At 39.1% G+C, this 12,627-nt stretch carries 15 protein-coding genes; all 15 read left to right on the top strand.

The window, feature by feature from the left end:
- The first annotated feature begins 33 nt into the window (after positions 1–33).
- The 15 genes from eutS (at position 34) to MKY06_RS18720 (ending at position 12,572) form a co-directional block, all read left to right on the top strand.
- The gene (gene eutS / locus MKY06_RS18790; RefSeq protein ID WP_013058372.1) at positions 34–375 is read left to right on the top strand and encodes an ethanolamine utilization microcompartment protein EutS; all 342 of its coding nucleotides are present in this window, start codon (positions 34–36) and stop codon (positions 373–375) included.
- Positions 376–399: 24 nt separating this feature from the next.
- On the top strand, positions 400–897 hold the full coding sequence (locus MKY06_RS18785) for a EutP/PduV family microcompartment system protein (RefSeq protein ID WP_053487604.1): 498 nt from the start codon (positions 400–402) through the stop codon (positions 895–897).
- Between the two features lie 198 nt (positions 898–1,095).
- Positions 1,096–2,541 carry an ethanolamine ammonia-lyase reactivating factor EutA gene (locus MKY06_RS18780; RefSeq protein WP_340961149.1) on the top strand — a complete coding sequence of 482 codons (1,446 nt, stop codon included), beginning with the start codon at positions 1,096–1,098 and terminating at the stop codon, positions 2,539–2,541.
- Positions 2,542–2,558: 17 nt separating this feature from the next.
- Entirely contained in the window at positions 2,559–3,923 is a 1,365-nt protein-coding gene (locus MKY06_RS18775) for an ethanolamine ammonia-lyase subunit EutB (protein ID WP_053487603.1), read from the top strand.
- Positions 3,924–3,935: 12 nt separating this feature from the next.
- On the top strand, positions 3,936–4,961 hold the full coding sequence (gene eutC / locus MKY06_RS18770) for an ethanolamine ammonia-lyase subunit EutC (protein ID WP_098526413.1): 1,026 nt from the start codon (positions 3,936–3,938) through the stop codon (positions 4,959–4,961).
- Positions 4,962–4,973: 12 nt separating this feature from the next.
- Positions 4,974–5,627 (top strand): ethanolamine utilization microcompartment protein EutL, encoded by a 654-nt coding sequence (gene eutL / locus MKY06_RS18765; protein WP_057234380.1) that lies wholly within the window; start codon positions 4,974–4,976, stop codon positions 5,625–5,627.
- Between the two features lie 34 nt (positions 5,628–5,661).
- Complete coding sequence (locus MKY06_RS18760) at positions 5,662–7,191, top strand: acetaldehyde dehydrogenase (acetylating) (RefSeq protein WP_013058366.1); 1,530 nt, start codon at positions 5,662–5,664, stop codon at positions 7,189–7,191.
- Between the two features lie 16 nt (positions 7,192–7,207).
- Complete coding sequence (eutM, locus tag MKY06_RS18755) at positions 7,208–7,501, top strand: ethanolamine utilization microcompartment protein EutM (protein WP_013058365.1); 294 nt, start codon at positions 7,208–7,210, stop codon at positions 7,499–7,501.
- A 25-nt stretch (positions 7,502–7,526) separates the two neighbouring features.
- A complete protein-coding gene (locus MKY06_RS18750) occupies positions 7,527–8,180 on the top strand; it encodes a phosphate propanoyltransferase (protein WP_078082070.1) in 654 nt (217 codons plus the stop codon).
- Positions 8,177–8,842 carry a hypothetical protein gene (locus MKY06_RS18745; protein ID WP_055992748.1) on the top strand — a complete coding sequence of 222 codons (666 nt, stop codon included), beginning with the start codon at positions 8,177–8,179 and terminating at the stop codon, positions 8,840–8,842. Before MKY06_RS18750 ends, MKY06_RS18745 begins: the two co-directional genes overlap by 4 nt.
- Positions 8,839–9,123, top strand: coding sequence for a EutN/CcmL family microcompartment protein (locus MKY06_RS18740; protein WP_013058362.1), 285 nt, complete (start codon positions 8,839–8,841; stop codon positions 9,121–9,123). Before MKY06_RS18745 ends, MKY06_RS18740 begins: the two co-directional genes overlap by 4 nt.
- Positions 9,116–9,529: a BMC domain-containing protein gene (locus tag MKY06_RS18735; protein WP_013058361.1), complete on the top strand. Its 414-nt coding sequence runs from the start codon at positions 9,116–9,118 to the stop codon at positions 9,527–9,529. The genes MKY06_RS18740 and MKY06_RS18735 overlap by 8 nt, the downstream gene beginning before the upstream one ends.
- A gap of 35 nt (positions 9,530–9,564) precedes the next feature.
- Entirely contained in the window at positions 9,565–10,521 is a 957-nt protein-coding gene (mdh, locus tag MKY06_RS18730) for a malate dehydrogenase (protein WP_078082069.1), read from the top strand.
- A gap of 571 nt (positions 10,522–11,092) precedes the next feature.
- On the top strand, positions 11,093–11,491 hold the full coding sequence (locus MKY06_RS18725) for a DoxX family protein (RefSeq protein ID WP_013058359.1): 399 nt from the start codon (positions 11,093–11,095) through the stop codon (positions 11,489–11,491).
- A 142-nt stretch (positions 11,492–11,633) separates the two neighbouring features.
- Positions 11,634–12,572, top strand: coding sequence for a ring-cleaving dioxygenase (locus MKY06_RS18720; protein ID WP_013058358.1), 939 nt, complete (start codon positions 11,634–11,636; stop codon positions 12,570–12,572).
- Positions 12,573–12,627 lie beyond the last annotated feature (55 nt).

Here is a 12,627-nt window from a genome sequence, read left to right as displayed (position 1 = left end):
AGAATTTGTACGATAAGGGAGAGGTAATTTTTTATGAGTGAAGAAAAAAAGCGTTTTATTCAAGAGTTTGTGCCGGGAAAACAAATTACATTGAGCCATTTAATTGCAAATCCAGATCCGGATATGTTCGAAAAATTAGGTATACAACAAGAAGGAGCTTTAGGTATTTTAACATTAACTCCAAGCGAAACGGTTATTATTGCAGGGGATTTGGCTACAAAAGCTGCACATGTTCAGTTAGGTTTTTTAGATCGTTTTACAGGAAGTCTTGTTATTGTAGGAAGCGTTTCGGAAGTGGATATGGCCATGAGAGAAATCAATCGTTTTCTCTCAGAAACATTAGGGTACACGCCTTCAATTATTACAAAATCCTAATTGTATAGTAGGGAGGGAAGACGTATGCATAAAAAAAATAGAGCCATGCTCATTGGCTCAATTGGTGCCGGCAAATCGACATTAACAAATGCTCTGCTTGGAAAGCCGGTCGAGGCAGTTAAAACACAAGCTTTAATCTATTATGATTGGATTGTTGATACACCTGGAGAATATGTTGAAAATCCTTTTTTTTATAAAAATATTATGGCAACCGCTCTTGAAGTTACACATGTGTTATATTTGCAGGACGCCACAAAGAAAAAGACAGTCTTTCCACCTAATTTTAGTACAGGCATTAATAAGTTAGCTATTGGGGTCATTACAAAAAGTGATGCAAAAGATGCTGATGTGAGCTTAGCTATTAAAAAAGCAAGGCAAGTAGTTGTAAATGGTCCTATTGTTGTCACTTCTTCTCGCAATAAAGAAGGGCTTGAAGAGGTTCGAGCTTTGGTACAGTGTCAGTCTTTACAAGAGATGAAACAGTATACTGATAACTGGAAATCGAAATATATTATTTTTTAATGAAAACCTTTACATTTTGTGAAAAATCAGTTATATTCTAAATATACAAAAAAATCACGGGCAAAGGCGCCTTATACAGCTATCTTTTAGGGGATAGTTCGTATGAGGTGCCTTTTTTATTTGACTAAAACACGACTAATTAGCAATCAGTAATGAATAAAACCTTTTGCTGATTGAAGGTTGATGAGGTGGAGGGATATGAAACAATACGAACCGCTAAAAGAGGAGATTATCAGCGCAGGAATTGATATAGGAACAAGCACAACCAAAATTGTGTTAAGTCAATTTTCTCTGATGAATATGGCAGGAGGAACACACTTGCCGCGTATTGAGATTATTGATAAAAAAATTATTCATCGTAGCCCGATTTATCGGACACCACTTCTCACATCAACAACAATCGATATTGAAGCAATAGAGAAGCTTGTTAAAAATGAGTATGATAAAGCAAACGTTGGTTCTGGAGATATTAAAACAGGTGCCGTGATTATTACAGGTGAAACAGCAACTAAGCAAAATGCGGAAGAAATGATTCACCATCTTTCAAATCATGCCGGTGAGTTTTTAGTTGCAACTGCGGGTCCTGATTTAGAGGGAATTATTGCAGCAAAAGGATCAGGAGCTTATCAATATTCTAAAAAAATGAGCAAAACTATTGCCAATGTAGATATTGGCGGGGGAACAGCTAATGTAGCAGTTTATCGAATGGGAAGGCTGTGTGGAACCTGCACACTGCACATAGGAGGCAGGCTGATAGAGTTTTCGGAAGATAAAATCAGCAATATTTCGCCACCCGTTAGAAACCTATTAAGAGAGTGGAATAGTACTCTTGCAACAGGTGACGTAATGGTGGAAAAAGAGATAAAGAATATAACAAATTATATGGCCGATGTGATTAGTAGAATGCTAACACGTACCATGACAGCAGAAGACAAGGTACTGCTTTTAGGTCATGAACCGAATTGGAAAGAAGAAATTGATGTCATTATGTTTTCTGGTGGAATCAGTGAGTGCCTCTATCAATATGAATCTAAAGGTTTTGAACAAGCCCCTTACCAAGACATAGGAATGATGCTTGCGGACTCTTTAAGGGGTAGTCAGAGTTTGAAAGGATGGTCATGGATTCAGCCTGATGAAACCGTTCGCGCAACTGTTCTTGGTGCTGGTACACAAACGACTGAAATCAGTGGAGCCACGATTCAAGTAGAAACCAAAGATTTACCTGTACGAAATGTACCCGTTTATCAAATTTCTTTTAAGGATGGGTTTCAAAAAAGTGTTCATCACGTAAAGGATGCTGTAAAAGATGCAATTGAGATACATGACCCACAACAGGAGGGACAAAATTTTGCCTTGTACTTATCTGGGCTTCCATACGTAGGATTTCGAGATATTCAACAATTGGCAAAAGGTCTGCTAGAAGCGGTGAAACAAAAAAACAAAAGAGATCAGCCGCTCATTATTGTTCTTGAGAGCGACCATGCCAAGGTATTGGGCCAAACGCTTGTTGCTCAAGATTCGTCGCAAAGCATTATTTGTATTGATCAAATTAAGGTGGAACACGGTGATTACTTAGATATTGGTCAGCTGCTACAAACAAGCGTAGTACCGGTAGTAGTCAAAACCCTTACGTTCCATTCATAAGAAAGGGGGCTTCACTGGTGAAGTTACATACACATTATTTAGGTGCTGTTTATCAATTTTCTGATTTAAAAGATCTGTTCGCTAAGGCAAATGAAGAAAAGTCTGGTGACCGGCTGGCAGGTTTAGCTGCAGAAACCGTTCAAGAAAGAATTGCTGCAAAAGAGGTGCTTAGCGAATTAACACTTGCTGATATTCGCGAAAATCCAATGATTTCACCTGAAGAAGACGAAGTATCTCAAATTATTGAAAATCAAGTCAATGAGCCCATCTATCAATCAATGAAAAATTGGTCCGTAGCAGAGCTTAGAGAGTATATCTTAAGCGATGAAACAACGGGTGAGGATTTAAAGAGGATTAGTCGAGGGTTAAATAGTGAAATTATTGCTGCAGTAGCAAAGCTAATGTCAAATCTTGATTTGGTTCACGCAGCGAATAAGATTGAAATTTTAACAAAATGCAATATTACGATTGGCCAAAAAGGAGTCTTAGCTTCTAGACTGCAGCCTAACCATCCTACAGACAATGTAGAAGGCATGATTGCTTCGTTAAAAGAAGGGCTGTCTTACGGAATTGGAGACGCCGTTATTGGTATTAACCCTGTAGATGATTCGGTTGAAAGTGTAAAACGGCTGCTCCACGCCACAAAAAACTTTATGAATGATTGGGAGATTCCAACTCAAAACTGTGTTTTAGCTCATGTTACGACTCAGATGAAAGCCATTGAACAAGGAGCACCAGCGGATATGATTTTCCAAAGTATCGCTGGAACAGAAGCCGCTAACCGTTCATTTGGAATCAGCGCTGCCTTACTAGAAGAGGCAAATCAATTAGCTAAGAGTCACGGAACAGGAACAGGGCCTCAGTGCTTATATTTTGAAACAGGACAAGGTTCCGAGCTATCAGCTGAAGCGCACTTTGGAATGGATCAGCTAACGTTAGAGTCGCGTAACTATGGGTTTGCACGTCATTACGACCCTTACATTGTAAATACCGTGGTTGGCTTTATTGGACCTGAGTACTTATACAACAACAAGCAAGTTATTCGCGCAGGCTTAGAAGATCATTTTATGGCAAAGATGCATGGAATTCCAATGGGTGTAGATATTTGTTACACCAATCATATTAAAGCAGATCAAAATGATATTGAAGATCTAGGTGTATTGCTAACAGCTGCAGGCGTTAATTTTATTATCGCAACACCAATGGGTGATGATTGTATGCTTAACTACCAATCAATGAGCTACCATGATGTAGCGACTTTAAGGCAAACGATGGGGAAACAGCCTTCTCCTTTGTTTGCAGAGTGGCTCGAGAAAATGGGGATTTTTGAACAAGGGAAATTAAGTAAATATGCAGGAGATCCAAGTATTTTTACAAGGTAGGTGATAAAGAAGATGAATCCTGAATTGATTGAAAAAATTACACGATCCATTGTCGAAAAACTAGAAAAACAATCTAGTTTCGAACAAAGCTTTCCTACTGACGATCGTCAAAGCAGCGTAACTTTTTGGGCTCATACATCCAGTGCAAATAAGAAAGTAATTAATGGTCCTCTAGCTGAAGTAGTAGAAGATGATTCGGTAAAGGAATTAATTAAATTTCCGAATATTCAAGAAAATAATTTAACATCTCTGCCTGAAAGTAAAATGGCTATTCGACAGGAAGAAGATATTGAATCAAAACAGCAGGTGTCTGGTATTAAAAATCCAGTGAATCAAGAAGAATTAGACACATTGATTCAGAAAACACCTGCTCGAATCGGGATTGGCAGAGCAGGCTTACGTCCACGAACAGAGACATGGCTGAAATTCCGCTATGACCATGCAGCAGCCGTTGACGCTGTGTATGGCAATGTGAACGACGACCTTTTAAAACGGCTGAATTTATTTAAAGTAAATACTCAGGTAACGGATAAAGAAGTATACATTCGCCGACCCGATTATGGACGAAAGCTATCAGACGAAGCAAAAAAGTACATTCAAGAAAGATGTACCAAATCACCAACTGTTCAAATTATTGTTTCTGACGGTTTAAGCTCCAAGGCCATTGAGGAGAATGTCGAAGATGTTTACTTATCTCTTCAACAGTCCTTAAAAAGCGCAGATTTAGATGTAGGCGTTCCCTTTTACATAGAAAAAGGTCGAGTCGCTGTAATGGACGACATTGGTGAACTTCTGACGCCAAAAGTGGTGGTGCTTTTGATTGGAGAACGCCCAGGACTTATAAGTGCAGAATCTTTAAGTGCCTATTTATGCTATGAACCGAGAAAAGGAATGATCGAAGCTGAGAGAATGGTGGTTTCCAATATTCATAAAGGCGGTATTCCTCCAGTTGAAGCGGGTGCTTATCTCGGTACATTGGTTCAAAAAATTTTAAAATATGAAGCTAGCGGAGTATCGCTTGTTCAAAAAGAACAATAGAGGTGAATAAGAGTGGCTTTAACACGTATCCATGCTGACATTTTAGCTGTTCGTGTGATTCCAAATGTGGATGACGCCTTAGTTCAACAGTTTAACTTGCAGCCTTACCATAGAAGTTTAGCCATGTTTACATCAAGTATTGATGACGTGGGCTATACAGCTTTAGATGAAGCCACTAAAAGAGCAGACGTTGAGGTAGCTTATGCCCGTTCCTTTTATGCTGGCGCTGCCCATGCGTCAGGTCCGCTATCAGGTGAAATGATTGGGGTATTAGCGGGTCCAAGCCCAGATGAAGTTAAAGCTGGCATTGAGGCTGTTTTACAAGTGACAAAATCAGATGCTTATTTTGAAGCGTTAGATGAAGAGAAAAATCACGCGCTGTATGCACATGTGGTGGCAAGAACAGGTTCTTACCTTTCTAAAGAAGCAGGAATCGATATTGGCGAACCACTAGCTTATTTAATTGCCCCTCCACTAGAGGCTATGTATGGACTTGATGTAGCGCTTAAAGCAGCTGATGTAGAACTTGTGAAATTTTTTGGCCCTCCTTCTGAAACAAATTTTGGCGGTGGGTTTTTAACAGGATCTCAATCAGCCTGTCAAGCAGCTGCTGATGCGTTTCGCCAGGCTATTTTAGACATTGCAAGAAATCCAGTTCATTATTAAAAAGCTTATAGACAGTAGAAAGGAGTTGTTGGATGTGCAGTTTGATAAAGATCTTCAATCTTTACAAGAGATGCGAGATGCAGTGGAAAAGGCAAAAGCCGCACAGCAGGTATACTTAGATTTTTCACAAGAACAAGTAGATCGTATCGTTGAACGAGTTGCCGAAGCAGCTTATTCTAAAGCATTGGAATTAGCGAAAATGGCTGTTGAAGAGACGCGAATGGGTGTTGTAGAACATAAGAAAATTAAAAATGAGGTAGGATCTAGAGCTGTTTATGAATCAATTAAAAACGAAAAAACAGTAGGTATTGTTCACGAAGATAGAGCGAACAAAGTTGTAGAAGTTGCCTCTCCTTTTGGAGTCGTTGCTGGAATTATTCCGACAACTAACCCAACTTCAACGGCTATCTTCAAGACATTAATTAGTTTAAAAACTAGAAATGCTCTAGTAGTCAGCCCTCATCCCCGGGCAATGAACTGTACAGTAGAAGCGCTTAAAATTTGCTCCCGTGCAGCAGTTGAAGCAGGAGCTCCTGAAGGGCTTATTGGTTGGATTTCTAATCCTTCTATGGAAGCAACTAACGAATTAATGAAGCATAAAGATGTGAATTTAATTTTAGCAACAGGTGGAAGTGGTCTCGTTCGCGCAGCGTATAGTTCTGGGAAACCAGCTTATGGTGTAGGTCCAGGAAACGTACCTGTATATATTGAGAAGACAGCGAAGGTTGACCAAGCAGTAAAAATGATTGTCGATAGCAAAACGTTCGACAACGGTACGATTTGTGCAACCGAACAAGCGATTGTTGTTGATCTTAATATTCAACAAATGGCTATTAGAGAATTAAAGAATAACGGGGCCTACTTCTTAAATTCAGAAGAGAAAGCCAAAATGGAAAAAGTGATTTCACCGATTCCAAAGAAGCTTAACCCAAATATTGTTGGTCAAAATGCTGTGAAAATTGCTGAAATGGCAGGTATTACAGTACCTTCTGATACACGAATCTTAGTTGCCGAAGAAACAAAGGTGGCAAAGGATGTACCGTTTTCGATTGAAAAGCTAGCACCTATCTTCCCATTGTATACAGCTAAGAACGAAGAGCAAGCAAGGGAATTATGTTTAAGCTTATTAAATCTTGGAGGAAGAGGTCACAGCTTATCACTTCATACAAACGATGATGCGGTAGCTAAAACGTTTGCTCTTGAAATGCCGGTCTCAAGATTGATGGTCAACACACTCTCGTCAGTGGGAGCTGTGGGTGGTACGACTGGACTTAAACCATCCTTTACACTAGGATGCGGTTCATTCGGAGGCAACATTACGTCAGACAATGTAACCGCTCGCCATTTATTAAATATTAAGCGAATGGCTTATGGTACAAAAGAGGTGACAATTCCAAAACCATCCGTATCTTTTACCTCTGCTTCATCAGATATAAAAGATCATCAAGAGGTACAGGAAATTGTCAACGAAGTTATGAATCAATTAAAGCCACAGGGACCAATTGATTCGGCAGCAATTTCTGAAATGGTTAATCAAGCACTTCAAAAATATCAAACAAACTAATTAGGGGGAATTAAAAATGGCAAGAGAACTAACAGCATTAGGAATGATTGAAACAAAAGGATTAGTAGCATCAGTAGAGGCAGCAGACGCAATGGTAAAAGCAGCAAACGTACATTTAGTTGGTAAAGTTCACGTAGGTGGAGGAATTGTAACGGTTTTAGTACGCGGTGACGTAGGCGCGGTAAAAGCAGCGACAGATTCTGGTGCGGCAGCTGCACAGCGCGTTGGAGAACTTATTTCCGTTCATGTTATCCCACGTCCACACAATGAATTAGAAAGTATTTTACCGAAAATCGATAGTGAACTATAAGCTTAAAAAGTTAGGAGCATAGCGCATGAATAAGCAGGCCATTCAATCGATTGTAGCAGAGGTTGTTCAGCAGTTAAGTCAAACAACCAAGCAAAACAATACAGTCCCAATGGCTGTATCTGCTAGACACTGTCACTTAAGTATAGAAGATGTAGAAACTCTTTTTGGAGAAGAGTACCAACTAACAAAAAAATCAGACCTGTCTCAGCCTGGTCAATTTGCAGCGAATGAAACGGTTACTATTGTGGGGCCTAAAGGAAGCATCGAAAAGGTGCGAGTCCTTGGCCCAGCAAGGAGTATAACTCAAGTGGAGGTCAGTAAAACTGATGCAATTAAACTTGGTGCGGCTCCTCCACTACGTGAGTCTGGAGATATAAAGAATTCAGAAGCGATTACATTAGTTGGACCAAAGGGGAGCATTTACAAGAAAGAAGGCTTAATCGTTGCACGAGCTCATATTCATATGACGCCGGATGATGCTGAAGCTTATGGTGTAAAAAATGGTCAGTGTGTTCGCATTACCTCTCAAGGAGAAAGACCTACTACGCTAGAACGTGTATTAATTCGAGTTTCACCAAAGTTCAAGCTTGAAATGCATATTGATACAGATGAAGCGAATGCCGGACTAATTTCTACCGGAGCTACAGGGATTCTTTCTCAATACGAGGAAGCTTTATGAACCATCATGCTCTGATTGAACAAATTGTAGTAGAAGTTTTGAAACGGTTAGATAAATCAGACAAGCAGCACCTAAATGTAAAGCCAAAGCTGCTGATCGTGAAAGAGGCAGCAGCAATTGATCCAATTCAAATCAAAAAGCTAGAAACAAGCTGGACACTGGTTTACAGCGATGACCAAAAAGAAAACCTTCCAAAAGATATACAAGGTATTTTATTTGCAGAAGCAAAGCAAGACCTGCTAGTAAAAGGAGCGCTTGGCATGACAGATACACTAGAAAGTTCTCTTTTAGCTGAGGCTTTGCTAGAAGGAATTTCTGTTTCACTCATTCCTTCTGTAACTTTAGGAAACGTCTTGCTATCTACTAATCAAAAAAAGCCAGTAAACAACAAATATGCAGCCCATTTAATCGCTTATAAAAATACATTAGAAGGCTTTGGGGTGAAAATCCAATCGTTTGAGAGATTTTTGCAATCAGGCTTAAACAGACATTCTTTATCATTTACAGAACGAGTGTTAACCCAAAGACATGTGAAATTAGTAGAAGAAGAAAAAATTACTGTTTCACCTAAAACGATTATCACTCCTTTAGCACGCGATACAGCAAGAGAATTAGGAAAAGAAATTTGCGTGATAGACATAGAGGGAGCGGATGTTTTATGAAAATAGGGACGGTAATTGGCAACGTCTGGGCAACAAGAAAAGAAGATAATTTACGCGGTTTAAAATTTTTAGTTGTTCAACCGGAACTTTTAAATAAATCGAATAACGACTCTTCTTTTATTGCAGTTGATCGTATTGGAGCGGGGATTGGTGATAAGGTAATGGTTACGCAAGGAAGTGCCGCAGCACATATGGCATCCGACACCCCATTACCCATTGATGCAATTATTATCGGGATTATAGACTCTGTTGATATAGAAAGAGGTGGAGAGAATGGCTAAAGCGCTTGGCATGATTGAAACAAGAGGCTTAATAGGTTCGATCGTCGCAGCGGATGCGATGCTAAAATCAGCTGATGTTCGCTTAGTTAAGCAAGAAAAAGTGGATGCAGCTCTTGTGACAGTGTTAGTTGAAGGTGATGTTAGTGCAGTACAGGCAGCTGTAGATATGGGAAAAGAAGAAGCGGCTCGCGTTGGAGAATTAGTTTCAGCACATGTAATTCCCCATCCTGATGAAGAGGTTGGAAATAGCCTATTAAAAGATGAAAATAAAGAATTGCAGTCAAAGGAGACACCTAAAGACAATAAAGCGACTAAAAAATCATCTGCTGCTAAAACAAAATCCAGTATTCAATATAAAGCAAAAGCAGATTCTGCTGCTGTAGAAGAAGATCAAAAAGTAGAATAACATACATATAAACGACGAGGAACGGGGGATAAATCATGGCATTTAAGCGTAAAAAAATAGCTGTAATTGGAGCAGGATTTACAGGAGCCACAGCAGCATTAATGATGGCGCAAAAAGAACTTGGAGACGTAGTATTAGTCGATATTCCTTCCCAGACTAACCCAACCAAAGGAAAAGCACTTGATATGTTAGAGGCAAGCCCAGTTCAAGGGTTTGACGCTAATATCAAGGGAACATCTAGCTATGAAGACATTCAGGATGCAGATTTAGTATTAATTACTGCAGGACTTCCGAGAAAACCGGGAATGAGCCGTGACGACCTAGTCTCAACAAACGCAAAAATTATGAAAGAAGTATCGGAAAATGTAAAAAAACATGCACCAAACAGCTATATTATTGTATTGAGTAATCCAGTCGATGCAATGACCTACGTTTGCTATAAAACCACCGGGTTCCCTAAAAATAGAGTAATAGGCCAATCTGGTGTATTAGATACAGCCCGCTTTAATACATTTGTTGCTCAAGAATTAAATATCTCTGTTGAAGATGTATCAGGGTTTGTTTTAGGCGGACACGGAGACGATATGGTGCCATTAGTCCGTTATTCGTATGCTGGAGGAATTCCACTTGAAAAAATCATTTCACCTGAACGGATAGAAGCTATCGTAGAGCGAACACGCAAAGGTGGAGGAGAAATCGTTAACCTGCTTGGAAATGGAAGTGCCTATTATGCTCCTGCTGCTTCTATGGTTCAAATGGCAGAAGCGATCCTAAAGGATAAGAAGCGAATTCTCCCTTCTGTAGCTTATCTAGAAGGGGAATATGGCTGTAATAATCTTTACCTAGGTGTACCCACAATCCTAGGAGGAGATGGAATTGAACATATCATTGAACTTCCTTTAACGGAAAAGGAAAATGAAGGGTTAAAACGTTCAATCGAATCCGTACAAAGCGTTATGGCTATTTTAGAGTCATCAGAAGTATTCAGCTAAACCAACTTATTATTATTTCAGCTGCCTATTATTAAAATTTAGAGGTATTTTCAAGTTATGTACTTGAAGGAATTGGACCAATAGAAACTGCTGAATATTTTCTAATCATTTGAGTGTGTTAAGGAACTTTTCAGCAGAAAAAATAATAAAGATACAGAAAACTGAGTGAAATGCATCCTGCTACATTTGTAGGGTGCATTTTTGTATGAATAAGTGATATTACTTTTATATTTCACAGAAAAGTAAATAAACCTTGCTTAATTCTTTTTAGAACTTGGGTCATACGCGATACGCTTTGCAATGCTCCCGCTACTCATCCTGATGACTTTATATCCTTATTTCCTCTTTTAATATGATTAATAACGTTTAGCTTATATATTTCTTCTCCCATGCTCATATCCGCTCAAAATCATGAATATGTTTTTAATACGTCGCTAAGCGTTTCAACTAGCTACAAAAAAATATAAAAATTTATATTGACAGTAGAATCATATGGTTTTATAATTATCCTTAATTCAAGATATTTTAATTCGAGATTTTAAAGTGATGAAAAATATAGGAGGAATAAAAAATGGTGAGCATTGGTTTATTGTTAATACGTTTAGTCATTGGATTATCTTTTATGGCACATGGAACTCAGAAATTATTTGGATGGTTTGGCGGCCACGGGCTAAAAGGAACAGGAGGCTGGTTTGAATCCATCGGAATGAAGCCGGGTGTTAGAATGGCGTTAATGGCTGGATTATCAGAGCTAGTAGGCGGGGCTTTATTTGCTGCAGGACTTCTTACGCCGCTTGGAGCGCTTTTAATTGCAGGAACAATGGTCATGGCGATTGTGAAAGTACACGGTCCAAATGGATACTGGGCAACACAAAACGGATATGAATATAATCTTACGCTGCTAGTTGTAGCAGTCGGTGTAGCAATTGCAGGACCAGGTTATTATGCACTAGATACTTTTATTTTCTAAAAGAGAAAATGGGTTGGAATAAGAAAGATGCTTTTATTTTTTGATTAATATCTCGAATTCGAGATATTCACGATAAATAGTTGTAATTTTAAGAGGGATAACGAAACATATGGCGAAAAATGTATCGAAGGAGATGGTAGTAATGAGTAAAAAAACAGCAGGTATTCATCATATCACGGCGATTGTAGGTCATCCTCAAGAAAATGTTGACTTTTATGCAGGTGTGTTAGGATTACGTTTGGTCAAACAAACGGTGAACTTTGATGATCCAGGAACGTATCATCTTTACTTTGGAAATGAAGGCGGAAAACCTGGAACGATTATCACATTCTTTCCGTGGGCAAATGCACGACAAGGAAAAATAGGTGACGGGCAAGTTGGGGTAACTTCCTATGTGGTTCCAAAAGGTGCGATGGACTTTTGGGAACAACGATTAGCTAAGTTTGGGATTCCAGCTGCAAAGATGGAGCGATTTGGAGAGCAGTATTTAGAGTTTGATGATCCTCATGGTTTACATCTAGAAATTGTTGAAAGAGAAGAAGGAGAAAAAAATACGTGGCAAGCTGGTGAAATTAAACCTGATGTTGCTATTAAAGGATTCGGAGGCGCTACGTTATTATCCGTTCGACCTGATGAAACAGCTCAATTATTAGAAAACGTAATGGGTCTACAAAAAGTAGGGCAAGAAGGAGATTTTATACGTTTTCAATCATCAGCTGACATTGGAAATGTCATCGATTTAAAATTAACAACCATTGGACGCGGGCAAATGGGTGTTGGAACAGTTCACCATATTGCATGGCGAGCAAAAGATGATGAAGATCAGTTGGAATGGCAGAAATACGTAGCCGATAGCGGATACGGAGTGACGGCTGTTCGAGATCGGAATTACTTTAATGCGATTTACTTTAAAGAACACGGAGAAATTCTATTTGAAATTGCAACAGACCCTCCAGGCTTTGCACATGATGAATCACATGAAACAATGGGAGAAAAGCTCATGCTGCCTGAACAGTACGAAACCCATCGAGATCAAATTGAAAGAGCTTTGATTCCTTTTGAAGTGAGAGAATTAGACTGAATTTCACTGAAAAAATTCTTTTAGTAATAGTAAAACGCTAGTTCAACTCTACATT

The organism is Priestia sp. FSL P4-0332 (genome assembly GCF_038005845.1).
In the GTDB taxonomy this organism is placed as follows: domain Bacteria; phylum Bacillota; class Bacilli; order Bacillales; family Bacillaceae_H; genus Priestia.
Note: the sequence above shows the minus strand (reverse complement) of the source record. Positions and strands in the feature narration are given on the sequence as shown.